General features: G+C 35.9%; 21 protein-coding genes and 1 pseudogene. 3 read left to right on the top strand and 19 right to left on the bottom strand.

Annotation, left to right across the window (positions count from 1 at the left end; all coding sequences use genetic code 11):
* Positions 1–84 precede the first annotated feature (84 nt).
* The 3 genes from MKY45_RS04705 to MKY45_RS04695 all read right to left on the bottom strand — a co-directional run bounded on the left by MKY45_RS04705 (position 85) and on the right by MKY45_RS04695 (position 2794).
* Positions 85–627, bottom strand: a complete 543-nt coding sequence (locus MKY45_RS04705; protein ID WP_341172600.1) for a hypothetical protein — start codon at positions 625–627, stop codon at positions 85–87.
* A 54-nt stretch (positions 628–681) separates the two neighbouring features.
* Positions 682–1716 (bottom strand): IS30 family transposase, encoded by a 1035-nt coding sequence (locus MKY45_RS04700; RefSeq protein WP_341172599.1) that lies wholly within the window; start codon positions 1714–1716, stop codon positions 682–684.
* Positions 1717–1981: 265 nt separating this feature from the next.
* On the bottom strand, positions 1982–2794 hold the full coding sequence (locus tag MKY45_RS04695) for a GntR family transcriptional regulator (RefSeq protein WP_341172598.1): 813 nt from the start codon (positions 2792–2794) through the stop codon (positions 1982–1984).
* Positions 2795–3564: 770 nt separating this feature from the next.
* On the opposite strand from MKY45_RS04695, the gene MKY45_RS04690 reads away from it, so the two are divergent.
* Positions 3565–4986: an NAD-dependent succinate-semialdehyde dehydrogenase gene (locus tag MKY45_RS04690; RefSeq protein WP_341172597.1), complete on the top strand. Its 1422-nt coding sequence runs from the start codon at positions 3565–3567 to the stop codon at positions 4984–4986.
* A gap of 107 nt (positions 4987–5093) precedes the next feature.
* Positions 5094–6296 (top strand): CynX/NimT family MFS transporter, encoded by a 1203-nt coding sequence (locus MKY45_RS04685; protein ID WP_341172596.1) that lies wholly within the window; start codon positions 5094–5096, stop codon positions 6294–6296.
* Between the two features lie 303 nt (positions 6297–6599).
* Here the strand turns inward: MKY45_RS04685 and MKY45_RS04680 are convergent, their stop codons facing one another.
* The 13 genes and pseudogenes from MKY45_RS04680 to MKY45_RS04620 all read right to left on the bottom strand — a co-directional run bounded on the left by MKY45_RS04680 (position 6600) and on the right by MKY45_RS04620 (position 16738).
* Positions 6600–7421, bottom strand: a complete 822-nt coding sequence (locus tag MKY45_RS04680; protein ID WP_341172595.1) for an aldo/keto reductase — start codon at positions 7419–7421, stop codon at positions 6600–6602.
* A gap of 78 nt (positions 7422–7499) precedes the next feature.
* Positions 7500–7886 (bottom strand): transcriptional regulator GutM, encoded by a 387-nt coding sequence (locus MKY45_RS04675; protein WP_341172594.1) that lies wholly within the window; start codon positions 7884–7886, stop codon positions 7500–7502.
* 8 nt (positions 7887–7894) lie between these two features.
* Positions 7895–8248, bottom strand: coding sequence for a PTS glucitol/sorbitol transporter subunit IIA (locus MKY45_RS04670; RefSeq protein ID WP_341172593.1), 354 nt, complete (start codon positions 8246–8248; stop codon positions 7895–7897).
* A 292-nt stretch (positions 8249–8540) separates the two neighbouring features.
* Positions 8541–9551, bottom strand: coding sequence for a PTS glucitol/sorbitol transporter subunit IIB (gene srlE, locus MKY45_RS04665; protein WP_341172592.1), 1011 nt, complete (start codon positions 9549–9551; stop codon positions 8541–8543).
* Between the two features lie 16 nt (positions 9552–9567).
* Positions 9568–10095 carry a PTS glucitol/sorbitol transporter subunit IIC gene (gene srlA / locus MKY45_RS04660; protein WP_341172591.1) on the bottom strand — a complete coding sequence of 176 codons (528 nt, stop codon included), beginning with the start codon at positions 10093–10095 and terminating at the stop codon, positions 9568–9570.
* A 163-nt stretch (positions 10096–10258) separates the two neighbouring features.
* Positions 10259–11323 carry a zinc-dependent alcohol dehydrogenase gene (locus MKY45_RS04655; RefSeq protein WP_341172590.1) on the bottom strand — a complete coding sequence of 355 codons (1065 nt, stop codon included), beginning with the start codon at positions 11321–11323 and terminating at the stop codon, positions 10259–10261.
* A 63-nt stretch (positions 11324–11386) separates the two neighbouring features.
* Positions 11387–12166 carry a class I fructose-bisphosphate aldolase gene (locus tag MKY45_RS04650; protein WP_341172589.1) on the bottom strand — a complete coding sequence of 260 codons (780 nt, stop codon included), beginning with the start codon at positions 12164–12166 and terminating at the stop codon, positions 11387–11389.
* Between the two features lie 555 nt (positions 12167–12721).
* The gene (locus MKY45_RS04645; RefSeq protein ID WP_341172588.1) at positions 12722–13171 is read right to left on the bottom strand and encodes a TolB family protein; all 450 of its coding nucleotides are present in this window, start codon (positions 13169–13171) and stop codon (positions 12722–12724) included.
* Between the two features lie 335 nt (positions 13172–13506).
* Positions 13507–13773 (bottom strand): hypothetical protein, encoded by a 267-nt coding sequence (locus tag MKY45_RS04640; RefSeq protein WP_341172587.1) that lies wholly within the window; start codon positions 13771–13773, stop codon positions 13507–13509.
* Positions 13774–13825: 52 nt separating this feature from the next.
* The gene (gene istB / locus MKY45_RS04635) at positions 13826–14581 is read right to left on the bottom strand and encodes an IS21-like element helper ATPase IstB (RefSeq protein ID WP_341172586.1); all 756 of its coding nucleotides are present in this window, start codon (positions 14579–14581) and stop codon (positions 13826–13828) included.
* Positions 14578–16120, bottom strand: a pseudogene (gene istA, locus MKY45_RS04630) (IS21 family transposase). The gene istB and the pseudogene istA overlap by 4 nt, the downstream one beginning before the upstream one ends.
* 162 nt (positions 16121–16282) lie before the next feature.
* Positions 16283–16477, bottom strand: coding sequence for a hypothetical protein (locus MKY45_RS04625; protein ID WP_341172585.1), 195 nt, complete (start codon positions 16475–16477; stop codon positions 16283–16285).
* A 108-nt stretch (positions 16478–16585) separates the two neighbouring features.
* Positions 16586–16738 carry a hypothetical protein gene (locus MKY45_RS04620; protein ID WP_341173499.1) on the bottom strand — a complete coding sequence of 51 codons (153 nt, stop codon included), beginning with the start codon at positions 16736–16738 and terminating at the stop codon, positions 16586–16588.
* Between the two features lie 292 nt (positions 16739–17030).
* On the opposite strand from MKY45_RS04620, the gene MKY45_RS04615 reads away from it, so the two are divergent.
* Positions 17031–17948: an AEC family transporter gene (locus MKY45_RS04615; RefSeq protein ID WP_341172584.1), complete on the top strand. Its 918-nt coding sequence runs from the start codon at positions 17031–17033 to the stop codon at positions 17946–17948.
* 149 nt (positions 17949–18097) lie between these two features.
* Here MKY45_RS04615 and MKY45_RS04610 read toward each other — a convergent pair whose 3' ends face one another.
* From MKY45_RS04610 to MKY45_RS04600, 3 genes are all read right to left on the bottom strand, one after another.
* Complete coding sequence (locus tag MKY45_RS04610) at positions 18098–18520, bottom strand: NUDIX hydrolase (RefSeq protein ID WP_212928610.1); 423 nt, start codon at positions 18518–18520, stop codon at positions 18098–18100.
* Positions 18521–18535: 15 nt separating this feature from the next.
* Entirely contained in the window at positions 18536–19447 is a 912-nt protein-coding gene (locus tag MKY45_RS04605; RefSeq protein ID WP_212928609.1) for a phosphotransferase family protein, read from the bottom strand.
* Positions 19448–19512: 65 nt separating this feature from the next.
* Positions 19513–20934: an MDR family MFS transporter gene (locus MKY45_RS04600; RefSeq protein WP_042532105.1), complete on the bottom strand. Its 1422-nt coding sequence runs from the start codon at positions 20932–20934 to the stop codon at positions 19513–19515.
* Positions 20935–20955 lie beyond the last annotated feature (21 nt).

Genomic DNA, 20955 nt, shown 5'->3' with positions numbered 1-20955 from the left:
CATGCAAATACGAAACCACGCTAGCTTATTCCAATTTTAAAATAAGCTAGCGTGGCTTTTATCTGCCGAAAGATTGCAACCCATCTATTTTACAAAACGCTTATAAATAAATATAAACAATAAGATAATAATAGAACAGCCGAAGATTCCTGCAGCCAGCATCCCAAGCCCCATGCCATACCAAGCATTAGCTGCTGCGGCTACCACAAAACTCGCAGCAAATGTCAGGATGCCAAGCGAAAAACTAATGATAGAAGGCAGATAGGCTTTACTAGCATAATGCAGAAGGTAAACACTCAGCAGACTCATCAGTAATATATACAGAATGGCAACCGTTAAGCTGTTTACCGCACGATCCAGCATTTGTATTAATTGATTATCTTCTTCTGATTGAGGTGCATCCAGTTCAACTGCTTCGATATCGTGAGTTGCTGTATCTATCGTCATCAATCGATATTCAGCTGGTTCCGCTGACCAGTTTGTATTCTCCAGAAAAGCGATTTTATTGTCCTCATGAAAAAATACTGGTGAGGTTACCGCTGTTTTCAAATATGTTAATCTCTCTACTTCCTGTGTCTCTAAATCTAGTAAAAATAATTCCCTAAATTGCAATATTAAATGCAACACTTTATGTGAAACCACTATATAAGGTTTTTTATGTCAATTTGTTGATTGTGTGGCCTAGGCCACACAATCAACAAATTGCGCAAAGTTTTCCTCCGGGGTCTCGTAGTTTAATATTTTCCGGGGGGATGTATTCATCCAATTGGCAACTTCTGCAATGTGCTGGTCTGAGTATGCATGGATGGGTTGACCTTTCTTTATAAAACGTCTGAGTAGCCCATTATGACGTTCATTCGTCCCTCTCTCCCAAGATGCATATGGATGCGCAAAATAAACATCTATTTCCATTTCTTTTCCTTGTTCGCTGAGTTCACTAAACTCGGATCCGTTATCAGCTGTGATACTTTTAAATGTCTGTTGAACGTTTGGGTATTCTTGAAATATACCTTCTAAAGCATCCCTTACTTCGGGTGCATTCTTACCTGGTATGCGTTGGACAATGGCCATACGAGTCTTTCTTTCTACAAGAGTTAGAAGTGCCTGGTCTTTAGATTTGTGGCCAAGAACAGTATCAATTTCCCAATGCCCGAATTCCTCACGTGTGTCAATGGATTCTGGTCTTTCTTCAATACTCGTTCCAAGGATTTTCTTATTACTTTTTGATTTTGAAGACTTCGTTTTACGACGTAGTTTCAAAACTAAATCCATATTCTTCACTTTTAAATCACTGTTATCAATCCAGTTATATAGCGTTTTCGAGCAAGGGACGGAATCGAATCCATCCCGTTTTTTTGCATGACCCACAACAACGTCGGGTGACCAGTTGTCTTTCAATATTTTCTCCTCAGCAAATAATATGAATTCCCAAGAAGCCATCAAGATAGTGGGAGCACCACAGTTTCTTCTGTTCTCCTCATAAACACGTGCTCCTGCATCAGGAAAGTATTTCTTGTAGGGTTTACGATTGGTATCGATTTGTTCGACTGTGCCCCGCTTTAGTTCTCGAGATATTGTACTGTGATCGCACCCAATTTTCTCTCCAATTTCCCTTAAAGACATACCTTGCTCTCTGTATGCAGCTATTTGTCCTCTTTCAATTTCAGTTAAATGTGTATAGTTTCGTTTTTCAGTGTTAGAATGAGAGTGAGTCATCGTGAATTACCTCCGTATGTTTATTTGTTTTCGTCAACATTAACTATACGTGGTTTCACGATGGCTTTCTATTTTTTTAGCTGTTGCATTTCATTTTACAATGAAGCAGTTCTACTCTCGTTAATTTTGATGCTTTGCAGAGAATAACATTTAAAGAGACTGGACTAATTAGCCCAAATAAAAAGAGGAATTTTGCATCGATTTTTCGGTGCAAAATTCCTTTTTTCTTTAAATCACTGACGTATTCTACCCACTATCTAAAATATTAGTCATCTCTCTCCATGGAAAAAGTATAGCTATACAAATCGTTTCGAAATACACCAGTTTCATAAAGAACTGGTACCCCATAATTATCGTAAGTAATACGCTCCATCGACAAACCGGCTGAGTTTTTACTGATACCTAAATGTCCAGCTACTTCTGCATTAATAATTGTTGCATTTATCGTATGTGTTGCAGAACGAATAACCTTACCGCATTGTTGCTCAATAAAGAAATATAAAGATCCAGGAATATTAAAATCCTCGGTAATTCCAATATTTAATGGAATATATCCACATACATATAAAATTGGAATATCATTTCCTGTACGAATCCTCTCAATAAATAAGACTTGATCATTCATATCTATGTCTAAATTTTTAGCAACTCCCTCTGTAGGTTGTATTATTTTGGCTTGCAATAAAGTGCTGTCAGGGATCATACCCTTTTCTTCCAGTTCTTGAGACAAGCTTTTTAAATTCGGTAAAACAATATGACTCTCTGGATAGCTAATTGAAATAAAAGTACCTTTTCCGGTAATTCTCATTAGATATTTTTGTCTAACTAATTCCTCAAGAGCTTTTCGTATTGTAGCTCTGCTCATTTGAGTTTCTTCCTGCAATAAACTTTCAGTTGCAAAAAAGCTGCCCGGTTCCAATTCTTTATTAACAATAACCTTATAAAGAGAATCATAAAGTTGTTGATATAAAGGCAAAGGATTATTTCTATTAATTTTTTGTAAACTTCTTTTAATTGGGTCAGCTAACAGTTTGTAATCAAAATACTTATCGTCCTCTTTTATATGGAAATTCTGCATAACTTACACTTCCTTCTTTAATTCAACAGCACTATTTTTAATAATTCACATGTATATTCTAACATAATAATTGAAATAGACTGAATAATTAATTTGACAAAACTTTTTTTGTATCTTAATATGATTATACGTACAAACGTTTAAAATATCAATGCAAAGGATTATTTTTTTTAGTTAAAATAAGAATTCTTCTAATTAATCCAACAGTGTAAGACATTCACTAAAATTACACCTGTGTATCTAGTTTCGCCAACACAATAAAACTTTTTTATTATCCTTGTATATTATATATTTTAATCGTTGTAAGTCTATTAAGCTGCTAATCGGTATAAAGAAAGGACTGAGCATATAATGTTGGTTTTTATAAAAATTTTTTAGTTCAGGCAAAACAAGGTAATTATGGAGTAGATGCACCAAATGTTTTCAATTTTGAGACTGTCCGTGCAGACTTTGAAGTGGCAAAACTTTTAAAGTCTCCAATTTAAAAGTTTACTTGACGGGAGTTCACAATGAACCAGTTAAATCAGAACTGCAATCAGATAAACCTAAAAGTGAATTTTATGATAATCCAGATTTAAATATTTTTGACAGCATCAAACACATCAAGAGAGGTTATGAAGAAGCACTAATCATTATATAAATCTATTCAGATCTGCCGACAAGGCCTTAATTGCAACCGCTTAAAACTAATAAATTTATTGTGTTGTCTGAATTAATAAGACTAGTCTGTTACAAAATGAGTAAATAATAATTAAAAATGAGGTGTTTACATGGTTTATATTAATGGAGAATGGCGACAAAGTGAAACAAAAATGGAAGTTCGTAATCCTGCCACTAACGAGATTATCGAGACTGTTTCTACAGTAGGAAAAGTGGAAACAGAAGAAGCAATAAAAAGCGCAAAGCAGGCCTTTAAATCTTGGAAAAAAACAACTTTTACAGAACGCGTTGCCTATTTGAAGGAAACTGCCAGATTACTAGAAGAACAAAGTGAAGAATTAGCACAGCTTATTACAAAAGAAAACGGTAAACCCATTGCTGATGCAAGATACGAAGTAGACGACGGGATTGCTTTCTTACATTGGTATGCAGAAGAGGCAAAGCGCATATATGGTGATGTTCTTCCAGCTTCTGCAAAAGATAAACAGCTCTTCGTTATAAGACGCCCAATTGGTGTATGTGCAGCAATCACTCCATGGAACTTTCCGTTTTCAATGATTACAAGAAAAATCGCTCCTGCCATAGCAACTGGTTGTACAATAATCTTAAAACCTGCATCTGTTACACCTTTGTCAGCGATTAAAGTATTTGAATGCTTTCATAAAGCGTGCTTGCCAAAAGGAGTCGTTAATCTTGTTATAGGTAAAGCTAGCGAAATTGGAAATACATTAACAAAGAATGAAGACATTAAAAAAATCACTTTTACTGGTTCTACTGATGTCGGAAAATTATTACTAAGAGACTCTGCTGAGACCGTTAAAGCCTCTTCAATGGAGCTTGGAGGTCACGCGCCATTTATTGTCTTTGCTGATTCAGATATTGAAGTTGCAACAGATGGCGTCTTAACCACAAAATTTACTAACTCTGGACAAACCTGTGTTAGTACAAACAGAATTTACGTTGAAAAAAGTATTGCTGAAGAGTTTACTAGTAATCTTGTACAGAAAGTAGAGAAATTAAAAATAGGCAATGGTTTAGATGAAGACGTTAATGTTGGTCCTGTTATCGATAGTAATTCCTTCGAAAAAATTATGAACCAGATTGCTGATGCTAAAGCGAAAAACGGAGAAATTATCTGTGGCGGTGGACAATACGATAATGGATTAGACGGTTATTTTATCGAACCTACTATTATTTCCAATGCTAATGAAGACATGTTAATCTCCTACGAGGAAACATTTGGACCAGTTGTTCCAATTTTTACATTCGAAGGTGAAGAAGCAATTATTGAAAAGGCAAACCATACTCATTATGGTCTAGTAGGATATTGTTACACAAAGGATTTAGGCCGTGCATTTAGAATGATGGAAGAATTAGAATATGGAATGGTTGGTATAAATGACCCTGCTCCATTTGCCATCCACAGCCCATTCGGTGGAGTGAAAGAAAGTGGACTTGGTCAAGAAGGTGGCAAATACGGTCTAGAAGCGTATTTAATTACAAAATACGTTTCATTTAATACAAATTACTAATTATAGACATGGAGCAACCTAACGAAAATGTTAGGTTGCTTCATACTACTTACTTAAGAAAAATATAGCCTAAAAAAGTAACATCTAAAAGGAAAGGAGGCATCTTATTGAGAGAACCCACACTTGAGAAACAAGAATTAGGAAAACATAATACCAATGTTCTTTTAATTATAGGGGTTTTCTTAGTTGCTCTTAACTTAAGACCAGCCCTAACTTCAATAGGGCCAATTATGGGGGTTATTAGAGATGAAATAGGCTTTGCAAATTGGAGTGTTGCATTACTTACAAGTTTGCCATTAGCAGCTTTTGCTGTTATGTCAATTACTTCATCATATATAGCTCAAAAGTACTCAAATGAGAAAACATTAATTTTTGGATTAATGATATTATGTATGGGTATCATTTTTCGTTCTTCTACTATAACGTTCCTTTTATTTCTTGGTACACTATTTATTGGAATAGGAATTGCAGTTTGTAACGTCCTTTTACCAGGAATTATTAAAGATAAATTTCCTAACAAACTATCAGTAATGACCGGATTATATTCCTCAATAATGGGGATTTCCGCTACTATTGCTTCAGCAATAAGTGTACCAATTGCCAAAAATATGGGATTGGGCTGGAGAAATGCTCTCTTAATTTGGGTAGTACCGGCGATTTTTGCAACTTTTTATTGGTTAGTGCTTATACGACGGAAACCCGCGCATCGTATAAAAGGAAGGTCCTTAGAAAAACCAAAGAATTTTCTAAGATCACCTTTCGCCTGGTTTATTGCTTTTTTTATGGGGTGTCATTCTCTTTTATTCTATATCACCATCTCTTGGTTCCCAGAGATATTAATTCATTTCGGAGCTAATAAAACAATCGCTGGTTTCTTATTATCCTATTTACAGTTAGTGGGAATAGTTTCTAGTTTACTTATTCCACTTATAGCTGGAAAACTTAAATCACAAGTAGGCTTAGTTATCAGCTTAAATATTTTATTAATAATAGGAGTTATTTATTTATTGCTTTATCATAATGATATAAGCTATATTATCTCCACAACACTAATAGGATTTTCTTTAAGTGGTAATTTTACAATTGCCCTTCTGTTACTATCTATTCGTACTAAAAATACAAAACAAGCTACACTTTTATCTGGCATGGCACAATCAACTGGTTATGCTCTAGCAGCTTTAGGACCTATAGTGGTAGGCTTCATCTACGATATTACAAGAGATTGGACCATCCCCTTATTCTTGCTAATATTACTTGCTATTTGCAGTTCTCTTTTAGGATTAAAAGTTGGGCAAAATAAATTTATTTAAAATAACATTTCAAAAATACAAAGGGGTTGTTCAAGGAATGCTTTGGCAGGGTCTACTCACTCTAAGGGGAAGCAGTCATCTGTAGCAAAAGACTATGGAGCCTAACCGGGATAAAGTGCATAAGGATGTTGGCAATACGTTATGGTTCACAACCACATCTGATTGGATACCATAATTGATAGAATCCAAAATAAAATAACAGTGGAAATCCGAACTATAAACGAATCCTTTAAAAAGAAATTGAATTCATAGTTCGGATTTCTCAATAGAATTTGAAACAATATACCATATCAAATCGTTTAATCACTTAAAATCATCATAAATATTTGGATCAGCACCTATTCGACCATTGTGATCAAGATTGGCAAGCTTATCCATATCCTTTTTTTCAATAAAGAAATCAAATAACTTAAAGTTTTCATTTATTCGTGACGGTGTAACAGATTTCGGAATAATAATTGTATTACACTCTAAATGCCACCTCAAAATAATCTGGGCAGACGTTTTATCATATTTTTGAGCAAGTTCTTTAATAAGTTCATCTTGTAAAATTGTTCCTTTGCCAAGAGGAGCCCATGCTGTAACGGCTATTGCTCTTTCTTCACAAAAGCTTTTTAATTCCTTTTGCTGAAGATATGGATGACATTCTACCTGGTTAACCATTGGCATTTCATTTACCTTATTTTCAAGTTGTAAAAGATGTTTTTTATGATGATTAGAGACACCTGGTACACGAATAAGTCTCTCTTCATACAATTTTTCAATTGCACGATAGGTATCAATAAATTTATCAGATAGAGGCCAATGGGTTAAATACAAATCTATATAATCAAGCCCCAGCAAGCTTAATGAACGGTCAAATGCACGTAATGTTTCATCATATCCTTGCTCATCATTCCATACTTTAGTAGTAATAAACAGATCTTCCCTTGGAATTCCGGTTTGATGAATTGCCTTGCCTACTTCTTTCTCATTTTTATAATAGCTAGCAGTATCAATCGCTCGGTATCCAGCTTTTAATGCTTCCTCAACAGCATTTACCGTTTCTTTCGGATCTGTCATTTTATAAACACCAAGCCCCACTTGGGGCATAAGTACACCATTTCTTAATTTTTTCGATATCATTTTTAAAGGTACCTCCTTTTTTGGTGACTTTTATCACTATTAGTAGAAGACTCGAAATGAATATTTAGTCAATAACAGCTAAACTAGTTTCTCCTCTAGCTCTTTTTCTTTACTCTTTTGGTAACTTTCAACAGCCTTAGCAATTACTTTTCTTACAGTTTTTTTATAACCATTAAGGTTTTCATTTTTTATACTCAATAAGTTTTCATTTATTAGTTCTTCACAACTGCGCCATGAAGAAAAAAAGGTTGCACCAGATATCAATAGACAGTCTTTAATATTGGCTTCCTTATCTAATTGAAGCATGATAATAACACCAAAAAAAATACCTTTCTTTCTCTCCACTAATACATTTCCTGTTTCTAAAAACTTATTATAGTGCGTATACAATAATTTTGTCTGTTTCACTTTAAAAAACCATTGTAAAATAACTAAAACAATAAAGAATAAAAATAGGATCTCCATTTTCTCACCTACTTAATAGTAATTTTCCCAAGATTGGATAAATCGCTTTCAAAACCCGGCGTTAAATGAATATGACCAGGTAATTGCGCCTCCTTTGCACCATCAAAACATAGTGAGACATGTCCAAGCAAATAGAGATTTTCATTAGCAACATCGCCAACAGACGTGACCTTATACTTACGATTCGCAATAGTCACAACATCATCAGACTCTACTTGTCCATCTTGCTTATTTTCTTCGGTAACAACACAGAATGGTTTTAAATCCTCAGGTGCACTTTGATTAAAAAGAATTAATAAACCAGTTTTTAACATATCCTCCACATTTGAACCAACTTCTACAATATTTACGTTATATTTCAAGTACATTACCTCCCTAATAACATTCACATTAAATATTATAACATATTATTTATCTTTTCCTTTTTGATATTTTATAAATCTATTATTTTACCCAATATATTAGCTGTAACTTCAAAAAATAAAGCGAGCTGAATTGGTTAGTCTACCATTTATACAATCCTATTAATAAAAACAGATAACTGTTTTACTAATTAAATGAAAGTAAATTAGCTTAAACCATTTACTTCCTCCATTCACCTACTGCTAATTTTTCTCTATGTGCGAATCTTTTAATTTTAATAGTTCAATCACTTTAGTTATAGAGTCCAATACTGAACAGGTATGCAATAACAACAGCAATAGGACTTGAAATTTGTCTCGCGATCAGGAATGCTGGTGTACCATATTCTATTGTTTTTGGTTTCGCCTGCATTAAAGACATACCTACAGGGAAGAAGTCTCCACCTACTTGTGCGTTGATAGCAAACAGAGCTGGTAATGCGAATTGTGGCGGAATTGCTCCTGCTGCAATTTGCGTACCTACTAGAACACCAACGACTTGGGCAACAGCTGCTCCTGGTCCCAGAATAGGTGACAAGAACGGGAAACTACAAATAATAGAAATAAGCAGTAATCCCCAAAGTGACGATCCGAGCGGGGTTAGAGCGTTTGCAATCCATTCCCCCATCCCTGTATATTGTACTAGGGCTACTAAAATACTAACGAATGCCATGAATGGTATAATCGTTTTCAATAACAAATCGACCGTTTTTCTACCAGAATCTAAGAACATGGAAACTACAGAGCCAACACCAGAACCAATTTGGGTTAATAGTTTAAATATCAGGTTATCGCTTTTTTCGGCTGCACGTTGTTTATCGACTTTTTTTGGTTGTTTCTCTAGTTCAGGTTCTACTACCGCAGCGTGTTCATGACCTGACTGGTCTGATTCTTGTACTATTGTAATATTTCCTTTTTTAACACCAGAAACGTATATTTCCTCTTTAATGTGCTCAGCTAAAGGACCAGATGGACCAATCGCATTTAAATTAATCGTGTAAATCCCTTTTTGCGGATAAACACCACATCTTAATGTACCGCCACAGTTAATAATTGCACAAACAATCTCATCGTCATTCGGTACCTCTTTAAATCCATCAACTGCTACACCGCCTATGGTATCTGCAATATATGCAGCTAAATCATGAATCCCTCCGCCTGTCATTGATAATATTTTGTTTTTTTTCCCTTCACATCGTAAATAAAGTGAGCCGCCCCAACCACTACCACCTTTTTCAACTTTGATCATTATATTTTCAGACATTTTTTGTCCCCCCTTGTTAAACTTCGTAGTTATTTCTTCTGGCAATAATTGTAAATACTATCTCAGTGATAATACCACTGATGACACCTACAACAATACCAGTAATAACGTAGCGAATAGCTAAAGCTCCAACTGGCAAACCAAGTGCCTCAATACCTTGGGCAACTCCTAGCCAAACAAATAATTCAGCTGGATTTGTATGGGGAAATAAACTAGTTAAGGGATGTCCATTTCTAAAAAACGCTTCCATTAATCCAGGTTTTGACTTTTCTGGTAGGAACCTTCCCATAGTACCACTTGCTGGGCTTCCAAGGAAAAATGCAGCAAATACCGGGAATATCGAATATTTTAATATGCTACTTTTTGCTAATACTTTTCCCATTCTTTCAATTCGGTTTTCACCAACAAGATTTACAATAAATTGAATTAAAGTTAGCATTCCTACAAGTATAGGAACAATACCAGTAAACATGCCGACAAACGTATCCCCTACAAATCCGAAAAAGTCCATAAACTGTTCCGCAAAATCAACGATAAACGACATAACTTCATCCTCCTTTTATTTGTTATACTGATTTTGATTGAGATTTTAAAAAATCTTAATGTCAAAAAATTAATTTATTATATGTTTACACTTACACCCAATGAAGAGAGAGTGTGTGCACCCCCTCCAATTACTTCATACATCGTAGTATTTTTTTGTAAAATTATTCTGACTCTTCTTGTAATAAAACACTTACACGGTAACTTCCTTGCGTACTGGCAATCTCGTAGCCCTTTTGGATTTTTTCTAGGGGTACTTTTGTTTCAATTAATTTTGACACATCAACTTTTCCATCATTTAATAAATTTGCTGATTTATTAAAGTCACATATATCTGCTCCGTAGGTCCCAATCAATTCCATTTTTCTATAATGGACTAAATTCGAATCTACATGTAGTTCAGGAGCAGGATATCCTGCAGCAAAAAGTAACAATCTACCATTTAAGTGCTTAACCATTTCTAATGCTTGATCATTTGCTTTTGTAGCTCCAACGGCAAGAATAACTGCATCTGCCCCTTCACTATTTGTTAATTCTTTTACTTTTTCTACTGGATCATATTCTTTCACATCGATAACATTTAATCCCATTGATCTTGCAGCTTCAATCTTCTTATCCATCATTTCAGTAACAATGACTTCTGTACCATATGCTGTAGCAGCTAATGCATTTAATATCCCCATTGTTCCAGCACCAATGACAACAACACGTTCTAATGCAGTAACCCTTAATCGTTTTAGGCCATTAACAACAGTTGCAAGCGGTTCCAAAAATCCGGCCTCACTAAACGATAATTTTGAATTCATTTTAATCACTGCATTTGCATCCTTAACATTATAAGTTGCAAAGCCTAAATGACCGTAATACCCTTCATCATTTTTATCTTTAAAAGGGTTTGATATTTCTATACACTCACTTGTTCTCCCAGTTTGACAAGCCGTACATTCTCCACAGTAATCATATGCAAGTGCAACATGATCCCCTACACTTAATCCATCTCTTACATTTTTACCCTTTGCGATAATGATTCCAGCACCTTCATGACCGCCTGCCATTGGATACGGTTGATGTTCCCTTAGTCCAAGCCATTGTCCGAAATCTGTTGTACAAATATTACAAGCTTCTTGCTTAATGAGGACTTGATTATCACCAACTTCTGGTATTTCCCCTTTATGTACCTCTGCATTTTTTGCCCTCGTTAAAACAGCAAACTTTCTCATTTTAGTCATCATAGTTCCTCCCTTAAGTTATTCTTGTACTAAATACTTCGTGTTACTTAATAATTAACATTTTTAGTTTCTAGGCTTATGGATAATTTCTGCAAATCTAGCTAACAATTCTTTTGCTTCTTTGGGCGGCCGTTGCCAAACATTCCTGCCAATTGCAACACCATTAATACCGACATTAATAGCATCATCTACCATATTCACTAAATCTTCCGTAGTCCCACTTTTACTTCCACCTAGTAGAATAATAGGAATATCAAAATACTTCACCCAATTTTCAAGTGTTTTTGTATCACCAGGGTGAGCTGCTTTTAATATATCCGCACCTAGTTCAAACGCAGCCCTATTCGCATCAGATAGAACTTTTGCCCGCTCTTTAGGATCTTCGATTGGCTTTGATGTAAGGGGCTCCACTAAAACCGGCATTTCCCATTTTTCTGCCTCCTCAATAACTGAGGCTATTAACTTCATAGAACGCATTCTTTCCTCAGCAGGACGATCCCAAAACAAGACAAGCTTTATACAATCATATCCTTTACGAACTGCAATCTCTGGACTGAATGTTAAATGATGTTCCATTCGTTCATTTTTTACTTCATAACTAAAAATATCCGAATTTAACATTCGGCCTGGTGCACCTTTTCCATAAAAAACTTCTTCAGCTTGTCTAGCAACACCATCATTTAGTAATATTGCGTCAATATCAGGTGTTTGTAACTCTTTAAGAATCTTAACTGGATCTTCTAACCCTTCAATACTTCCGCCAATTCCATGGTCTACAGGTAATATAAGTGCGTTACCTGTGTCCTTCCTAAAAATTCTTGACAGCCGTAACGATTTCCCCATTTGGTCGTCCACTCCTTAGATTATTTTTTATAAAGCATCAACCCATTATTGTTTAAATTATTTTAACTTAAACCGTTTGTACGTATAATGGTTTAAAATTATAATAGTATAATTAATGTTCTTTGTCAATTTATTATTTTAAAATTTCAATTTATTTGTTATTGATTAATGTCTGTAAAATGAAATGATCTCATAAAAACATTATTATTAATTCCTACCTTTGTAATAATTTCAGCACTTCCCCCATTCTCACCACTCAAATTCAAATTTTCTACTTGCATTTACCAAGATATTTACTAAAAATCACCTTACTTTATAGATACTTAGACAAAATAAATCAGATATACAATAGGAATAAATTATATATATCAGAAAAGAAACCAAACATATCTTTAGCTTGCTACAACGCTCTTCAAACAGTGAAGTTTAAACGTACAAAAAAACTTAATCTTTCTAAAAACGCCTTAGGATAATTTTCAATACATACATGATATTTTAAAAGATTTACTATTTATTTCCATTTATAAAGTAAATAAATAAAAAATAATATGATTTTTAACATAAAAAAAATAATTCATACTTAAAAAGAGAAGTTTCTTGAGATTCCTCAGATACCTCCGTAAACGCCAGCTGCTCTCCATCCGGAGACAATTGTGGTTTGTTAAATGACCGTGTGTTCGCTATCTCTTCAGGAACAACAGTCGGAGTCTCATTTACTGCGCCGTCTTCCAGGTCGTAGGAATAGACGCTTTCTTTTTCTCCGTTAAACTCACTAAAATAAATCTCCTCTCCACCAGATGAAAGAGAAAGATGATTCATGGAAAAATAATCGGCGTCGGTCAGTTTTTTCAATTCGCTTCCATCTGTATTGATTGAGAACAAGTCAAACCCTTCTCTTGATTCCTCACCCTTTTTAAATTCTTCCGCTTCTACTGCAACGAAAAAGATACTCTCTCCGTTCTGCGAAAAAATACTGTCCACAATATGAAGTTCATTGTCCGTCAATGACTTTTCTTCGCTTCCATCCGGATTGATTACTTGAAGCGTTTGAATCCCTTCTGTATCTTCCCTTAAATAAGCAAGCTTTTCACCATCAGGCGCATACTCCGGACTGCTATCCCGCTGCTCCGTTGAGCCGGTTAATTTATTTACATCCGTACCATCCGAATTCGAAGTGTAAATAGCTGATTACGGCCACTGGATTTTACCACCCTTGCCATATTATTTACCAGTAAACGCCATGGAATTTACCACTCTTCGCCAAGCGGCTTACCAGACAAAGAAAAACCCTACAGTTTATTATTTAATACTGTAAGGCTTTTCTTTTCACTTATTGGCTTTTATATATCTTCTATGTCAAAATACATCTCAATGTATTTTTGATATTTAATGACAGTCGGATAATCAAAAAAACTTTCATAAATATCACTGTGGAGTTCAAAGTAAGGAATTTCCTTGTCTTCCGGTGTTAATTCATTTACTTCTTCTCTAAGTTCAATAACCATTCCTTCCAACTTTTTTGAGTAATTTAATAGATTAATAATCAACTGAATATTATTCATGTCATCTTTATTCATGTTATCTTCATCGTGAAAAGGTTCATACATTGTCCCAGCTCCTTTTTATAGCCTGATGTGTGCCCTATATTGTTATTTTTTATTAAAATTCCCGTTTTATTCCATGACGCTCCCGCATAGAAATGTCTCCATCAATTAGGATTTGATAAGAATCATGAATAATTCGATCTAAGATAGCTTCTGCTATTGTTTCGTTCCCTAATTTCAGGTGCCATCCATTTGGATCGATTTGAGAACAATAAATGGTTGAAGCTATCTTATGACGGGCTTCTGATATTTCTAGTAAGATTGCGGCTTCATCTGTTGATAAATCTGTTAGGAGCCATTCATCTAGTATAAGTAAATCGACTTTTGTATACTTTTTGATTAATTTTCGATAGCTTCCATCTGCTGCTAATTTAGCTAGTGATAATTCATCTAGTAATTCAGGTAAACGAATGTATTTTACTTTATAGAATTGGCGGCAGGCAGACACTCCAAAAGCTCTCGCTAAAAATGATTTACCTGAACCTGTCGCTCCTTTTAATATAATATTATGACTGTCTAGGATATAGCTCCCGTTGGCTAGCTTCAAAATTAAATCTTTATCCAGTCTTCGATCTTTGTGGTATTCTATATCTTCAATACTGGCGTTAGGATTTATAAAAGTAGCTGCTTTGATTAAGCGCTGCAATTTATTGCTCTTACGACGGGAATGTTCTAAATCAACGAGTAATGAAAAACGGTCTTCAAAATTCATTTTTTGAAACTCCTTGTTCATTGCTTGTTCCTCATAAGCTTCAGCCATTCCACTTAATTTCATTTCGTGTAATTTCGTTAACGTTTGTCCATTCATCATTTATCTGTTCCTCCATAGTATGAAGCTCCACGCGTGAAGCCGTAGTTATCGTTGTTGTTTTCCGTCTTTCGTTTCAGTTCTTGCTCGGCATCGTTCTTTTTGTTACTTTTCAAAACGGTTTGTATACTTTTGACCGTTGGTCTATTCGTCATGGAGGTAAGCATTTTACATGCACGCTCAATTTCATATTTTGTATAACGGCGCTCCGATTTCTTTAACGAAAATATAGACTGTAATGCTAGTTTTTCTGTTTGTGAAGTATCTAAAATATATTGGACAATCTTTAAAGTAAACGTTCCGATACTTTCAGCCCATTCAATCGCAGCTTCCGGTGTTTGATCCACGAATAGTTTATGATTATCGGGCATATGATCACGAATAGTAGATAACTGACCGAATTTCCCATATAATCTTTTATGAGAAGCTATCCGCATATGATTAAAATAGATTTCAACGAAATCATCTGAGAGCCTCACTTCAACCTGCCGATTGATATATTCATATGGAACAGAATAAAACATACTTTCGACAGAGATGTGATAATCAGGACGTACTTTCGCTGTTTTCCATTCAGACATTTTGTAAGATGCGGATGGAAGAGGAGAAAGCGCAAATTTCTCCTCTTCTTCAAATGCAGAGAAACGGGTTCCTTTTTTACGTGTAAAAGGTCTATTGTTAAATTCATCTAATTTCTCCCAAACTTCTTTGTTCAATTCATCAATGCTGAAACACTGTGTATTTCTCAATGCCGCAATAATCCATATCGAAATAGCTCCTACAGATCCTTCCACACTCGGCTTGTCTTTTGGAGTTTGTACACGTGCAGGCATAACTACTGTATTATAGTGTTCTGTCATTTCTCTGTAGGTAGGGTTTAGCACCAATTCACGTGTAGTATGTTTTGTCACGCTCGCTTTAAGGTTGTCAGGCACAATAATCTGTGTAGACCCTCCAAAGTACTTAAATGCATGGTTATGAGCAGTAATCCATGCATGCAAATCCATAGATAAAGTTGCTTCTGCATACGATAATTGACTACAGGGAAGTATTGAAACAAAAATATATGCTTTTAATTTCTCCCCCGTATCTCTATCGATGATGAATGCTGTGGAACCTGCCCAATCGACTTCCATAATTTCTCCTGGTTTTCTACGTATTCGCATGGTTGCTTTATATTTATTTGCGTAAGCACTGTAATGACGTAAAAAACTCCTATGGAATCTTTCGATTTGCGCGACACGCAGTCTCATATTCGTGATGTAGAAGCGAAAGCGTCACGTTAGGCTTTGCCAATTCTTCATGAATATAATCAAAATCCAATGGCTGTCTTCCGGAAGCTTCTAAAGACTTTTCAGGAAAGAGAAACTCCTCAATCCACTTGTCTGTCATTTCATCCTCTAACGGACAGACTAATCCCTTTTTCTCCGCAAGGCGGATAATCTCAGTTACTTTTTGACGAGAGTTCGCTGTACTGGCTGCGATTCCTCTGAGACTGATTCCTTCATTATTTAATTCCAGAATCTTTCGATAACGAATCATAAAAAAATACCTCCTGTATAATAAATGTCACACAATAAGCATGCTTATTAATTATACAAGGGTATTAATTCAAAGTGGTAAACATCTTGTCGTTTACTGGTACATTCTTTGGCGTTAAGTGGTAAAAAGGATGTCAGAGGTGGTACATTTTAGTGGCCGTAATCAAATAGCTTCCTCACCGTCTACATAATAAGAAAAAGCAATTTCCGAATCGTCTGGAGCTACACTTATTTCTTCACCAAGCCCGGTAAAATAACGATACGGATCATCATCTTTTAAAATAGCATAAGTTAATGTCCCTGCCATTAACACAAAAATGATGCCTATTGTGATTAAAAGTATCCGTTTTTGTTTCATGACATTGCTCCTTTTCATTTAAACCTTGGCAAAAAATTATTTTTTATGATACTTCCTTGATTCAACATGTATGAAATAGCCATTCTTAAATGTTCCATAGCCTATCAACTATCCTGTACGCTGCTCCCCTAAAAATTTCTCCAGTTTAAACGCTATAAATACAAGCGCTCCTGCTCCCACACCTATCATTAAACCATCGGTAAAAAACCCAATTATTCCTCCGACCAAAACAAATGTCGTTACCTGCAATTTCATCATCACATGCTTGCCTCTTTTCTCCCAGATTGTCTTCCCAAACCAAGCTTCAGCATATCACTGTTACCGTGTACAAATGATACGTTTCTAAAATTATCCCCCCTATTTTAACATACAAAAATTAATTTTTATTCCAACAATTAGCAATAATATCTTTTCGTAAAACACGATATATAATTTTTACTTATTCCAAAGGATAACTTTTTGATATTTTCCTTATCTTTCCTTTCATGATAAGATAAAGCCATATTTAGTAATGGCGTAATTCAACTATGAAATATTAAGAATGAGGTTTGAAATGTTTATTTTTATTTTATTAGACGTGATATTTCCCATATTGATATTGACCCTGGTTGGTGCCCTTTTACAGAGAAAGTTTCAATTTAATCTGAAACAGATATCTACACTGATTACATATTGTTTAATGCCAGCTGCTGTATTTGTGAATATATATCATATCAATATAGAAATGGATATATTTTTCCAAATAATCTATTACATTATCCTTTATAGTTTGATTCTGATTATTGTAAGTCACATCATTGCCAAACTATTAAAATTAGATAGAGAAGAAAGCGCAGCTCTAAAAAATAGTATTTCGTTAATGAACTCTGGCAACTACGGTTTGCCAGTAAGCCAATTAGTTTTCAGCAGCAATCCTTTAGGGTTTTCGATTCAGGTTTTTATTCTTATTTTCCAGAATCTTTTAACATACTCTTATGGAATTTATAATTTATTATCAGCAACCAAATCAATCGGAGGGATTATTCAATCCTTTCTAAGATTGCCAGTATTCCACGCACTGCTATTAGGGATGCTGTTCCAAGGATTTTCCATTCCCATTCCTAATTCGATTATGATACCGCTTGATCAGCTTGCCGATGGTTTTGTGGCTATTGCCCTTTTATTACTGGGAGCACAATTATCTAATATTAAGCTGCATTTTTTCCATCGGGTCATTACATGGTCTTTGATTGGAAGACTGGTGATGGGGCCATCGTTAGCACTGGCTGTTATATACCTGCTGAATATTGATGGAGTCGTTGCACAATCCTTATTTATCGCAAGCTCTTTTCCGACTTCCAGGAATACATCAACGATTGCGATGGAGTATCAAATCAAGCCGGAATTGCACGCACAAATTGTTTTATTTTCAACACTTTTTAGTATTGTTACGGTAACTGTCGTGATTTATTTGTCTTATGTTTTGTTTTAAATTATATGTAAACAGCATTGATATTGGATAATTTGAGAAGCCGTAATGGAAGCAGTTACGGCTTTTTAGTTTCTATATAAGGTTTTATTATTATCTAAACAATAATAAAGAAAGAGCATAGCAACATTGAAACGCCATACTCCATCTTATTACTTCTCCACACCCTGAAACGTATAAGGAACAGCCTTTTCCAACAGGCTTCGAATCCCCGTTTTATGATAAGGCATCCATTTATCTGCTTCATCTATACTCATCCATGCGGTATCCGCAATTGTTTCTGTATCTTGTATTAGAATTTCTCCACCAACAACCCTAGCCATAAACGTAAAAAAGATGGTATGGTGATTGAACCTTTCCATAAATGCTTCATTTACAGCAAGAATGTCTCCCGCTTCAATCGTTAAACCTGTTTCTTCTCTCGCTTCACGGATAACTGCTTCAGTTAATGTTTCTCCAGCTTCCACTGCCCCGCCAGGCATCGACCAATTATCATGCTTTATATTCTGCACCATTAAAATCTTCTCTTCTGTCTCGTCTAAAATCAACGCATAGACCACATCTACTCTTTCCATCTTCATTATCCTCCTCTATTCCATCGCTTTTTCTAACAGTGAAACTGCGTATTCATCCATTCTCTCTATCATTACTTCCTCCGTAATATCCGTTTTCCCAAAGACTTCCCAGCCAGGATAAACTTCCGGCTGTCCTTCTAACACATCCATTAAGGAAACAATATCCCAATAAACATCATAGGAGAAATGACTCCCCATCTTCTCTTGATAAACTGCCAAAAAAGTATCTGCAGCTGCTACACCATAAAGCATGGCGAGGTTCCAGCGGCAATGTCCCACATCCACTCCAGTATGACCTAAGCAGCCATTGGCCCAATCCACCACACCGTTCACCTCAGCATCCTTCCAAAGTACATTGGCCGGGTGAAAATCGCGATGAATAAACACCGGTGTATAGCTCGGTTCTGGACGCAACACAACCTTTTTTAAAGCCTCCCATACTTCAAGCTTCCTTGACCAGATCGGAATTTCAATTTCATCTGCTTTTTGATAACGCTTATGCTTCCAGGGAAAATGATTTATTGTATTGTGGTGTATCTGAGCTAATGCTTCTGCAAGCTGATTCAACCATGCAGCTTGATTCGCCGGCAATATATCTACCTTGCCTTCCATTTTGCTCATTAAGAGAAGCGGTTTGCCGATTATTTCTCCTTCTGGATCAGCTGCAATATATTGCGGTGTTTCAATAGATAAAGATGCTGCTGCTTTTAGGCTGTCTGCTTCTTGTTTGATTTCTTTTGCTGTAAACTGGCTCTTTTCGTATTGCCGTAATACCAGTTCTTTCATTTCACCAGTCGGCAATTTAAGGTTTATTGCATACATCGCAGCTGTGGTGCTTCCTTTCAATGAATAAATATGCTGAATAGCTGTTTCCTTTGGAAAGTGAGAAACAATCCAGTTCTTTAATCTTTCAGGAAGTTGAACCATGGAATCTCTCCTTTTCTATTAAAAAATCCCCGCTACTTCCAAAAGCAAACGAGGATTTTTATTAATCATGATACATTATTTTCTCTGTCCATCTTCGCCTGTTCAACAGGAGATGGATCGAATTTGATAAAGAAATAAGCAATTAACGTACATAAAGACAGCACAGCAATCACGCCAAAGGCTACATTCACCCCGAAAATATCCGGACGGACAATGTTTTCACTGCCTTCTGTCATCGTAGCTGCAGATGTCATAATCGTTACAAGGATCGCAGTACCCACAGAAGCTGCCACCATACGCATCGTACCGTCTAATGCAGCACCGTGCGGAATAAGCTCTCTTGGCAGCTGGTTTAATGCCGCTGTCTGAATCGGCATCATAATCAGTGCAAATCCAAACATACGTACAGCGTACATTACAATTACAAAGGTAAAGGTCGTTTCAACATGAAGGAACATAAATGGAACGGTCGCTAACGTCACAATAATAAGTCCCGGCAGCACGATCCATTTCCCACCAACCCGGTCAAAAATCCTGCCGATAATCGGTCCCATAATACCTGTAATCAAAGCACCCGGGAGCATCGACAGCCCAGCTTCAAATGCAGTGAAGTCCCGCATATTTTGCATATACAGCGGAATCAAGGTCTCTGATCCAATCAGTCCCATAAACGTAATTGAACCAATAAAGACACTGAATGGGAAGATAGCATACTTAAACACTCTAAATTCAAGCATTGGATATTTCAGTTTTAACTGGCGCAAAATAAATAGAATCAGAGAAAGAATACCGATAGCTAAAGTTACCAGTGTAATCGGTGCTGCCCAGCCAAAGTTTCCGGCATTGGTTACCCCATAAAGAATTCCGCCAAATCCAAAGGACGATAGAATTACAGAAAAGACATCAAACTTGGTCTTCTTCACTTCCGTTACATTACGTAAGGCAAAGAAAGCAATAATAATATCAATAATAGCGATTGGTAAAATAATATAAAACAGTACACGCCAGGAATAATGCTCTGTCACCCACCCTGAAATAACAGGTCCAATTGCCGGTGCAAAGGAAATCACCAAACCAATCAATCCCATCACGGATCCCCTTTTATTAATCGGGAAAATCAATAAAAACACAGTTGTCATTAATGGCAGCATCACACCGGCGCCAATGGATTGAATGACTCTGGACATAATTAAAAATTCAAAATTCGGCGCTAGTCCTCCAATTAATGTTCCCACAGCAAACACACTCATTGCCGTCAAAAAGAGCTGCCTCGTTGTAAAACGTTCAATTAAAAAAGCACTGACGGGGATCATGATCCCATTTACCAGCATAAATACCGTAGTCAGCCACTGTGCACTGTTCGGTGTCACACCCATTTCATTGATAATTGGCGGTATCGCTGTAATCATCAATGTCTGATTTAAAATAGAAATAAAAGACCCTGCCAGCAAAAGCGCCACAACGGTCGGTCGATGTATTTGATTCATCTATCTGTATCCCTTCTTGCA

The sequence above is a fragment of the Oceanobacillus sp. FSL K6-0251 genome (assembly GCF_038004725.1).
Taxonomy (GTDB): Bacteria; Bacillota; Bacilli; order Bacillales; family Amphibacillaceae; genus Oceanobacillus; species Oceanobacillus oncorhynchi.
The sequence above is the reverse complement of the archived record's forward strand: the minus strand, read 5'-3'. Positions and strand labels throughout refer to the sequence as shown.

Coding starts and splice junctions, on each gene's coding strand:
- MKY45_RS04615 (WP_341172584.1), top strand. CDS start 17,031: ATGTTTATTTTTATTTTATTAGACGTGATATTTCCCATATTGATATTG.
- MKY45_RS04640 (WP_341172587.1), bottom strand. CDS start 13,773: ATGTATGAACCTTTTCACGATGAAGATAACATGAATAAAGATGACATG.
- MKY45_RS04650 (WP_341172589.1), bottom strand. CDS start 12,166: ATGGGGAAATCGTTACGGCTGTCAAGAATTTTTAGGAAGGACACAGGT.
- istB (WP_341172586.1), bottom strand. CDS start 14,581: ATGATGAATGGACAAACGTTAACGAAATTACACGAAATGAAATTAAGT.
- srlE (WP_341172592.1), bottom strand. CDS start 9,551: ATGTCTGAAAATATAATGATCAAAGTTGAAAAAGGTGGTAGTGGTTGG.
- MKY45_RS04610 (WP_212928610.1), bottom strand. CDS start 18,520: ATGGAAAGAGTAGATGTGGTCTATGCGTTGATTTTAGACGAGACAGAA.
- MKY45_RS04690 (WP_341172597.1), top strand. CDS start 3,565: ATGGTTTATATTAATGGAGAATGGCGACAAAGTGAAACAAAAATGGAA.
- MKY45_RS04695 (WP_341172598.1), bottom strand. CDS start 2,794: ATGCAGAATTTCCATATAAAAGAGGACGATAAGTATTTTGATTACAAA.
- srlA (WP_341172591.1), bottom strand. CDS start 10,095: ATGTCGTTTATCGTTGATTTTGCGGAACAGTTTATGGACTTTTTCGGA.
- MKY45_RS04680 (WP_341172595.1), bottom strand. CDS start 7,421: ATGATATCGAAAAAATTAAGAAATGGTGTACTTATGCCCCAAGTGGGG.
- MKY45_RS04655 (WP_341172590.1), bottom strand. CDS start 11,323: ATGACTAAAATGAGAAAGTTTGCTGTTTTAACGAGGGCAAAAAATGCA.
- MKY45_RS04700 (WP_341172599.1), bottom strand. CDS start 1,716: ATGACTCACTCTCATTCTAACACTGAAAAACGAAACTATACACATTTA.
- MKY45_RS04605 (WP_212928609.1), bottom strand. CDS start 19,447: ATGGTTCAACTTCCTGAAAGATTAAAGAACTGGATTGTTTCTCACTTT.
- MKY45_RS04675 (WP_341172594.1), bottom strand. CDS start 7,886: ATGGAGATCCTATTTTTATTCTTTATTGTTTTAGTTATTTTACAATGG.
- MKY45_RS04625 (WP_341172585.1), bottom strand. CDS start 16,477: ATGAAACAAAAACGGATACTTTTAATCACAATAGGCATCATTTTTGTG.
- MKY45_RS04600 (WP_042532105.1), bottom strand. CDS start 20,934: ATGAATCAAATACATCGACCGACCGTTGTGGCGCTTTTGCTGGCAGGG.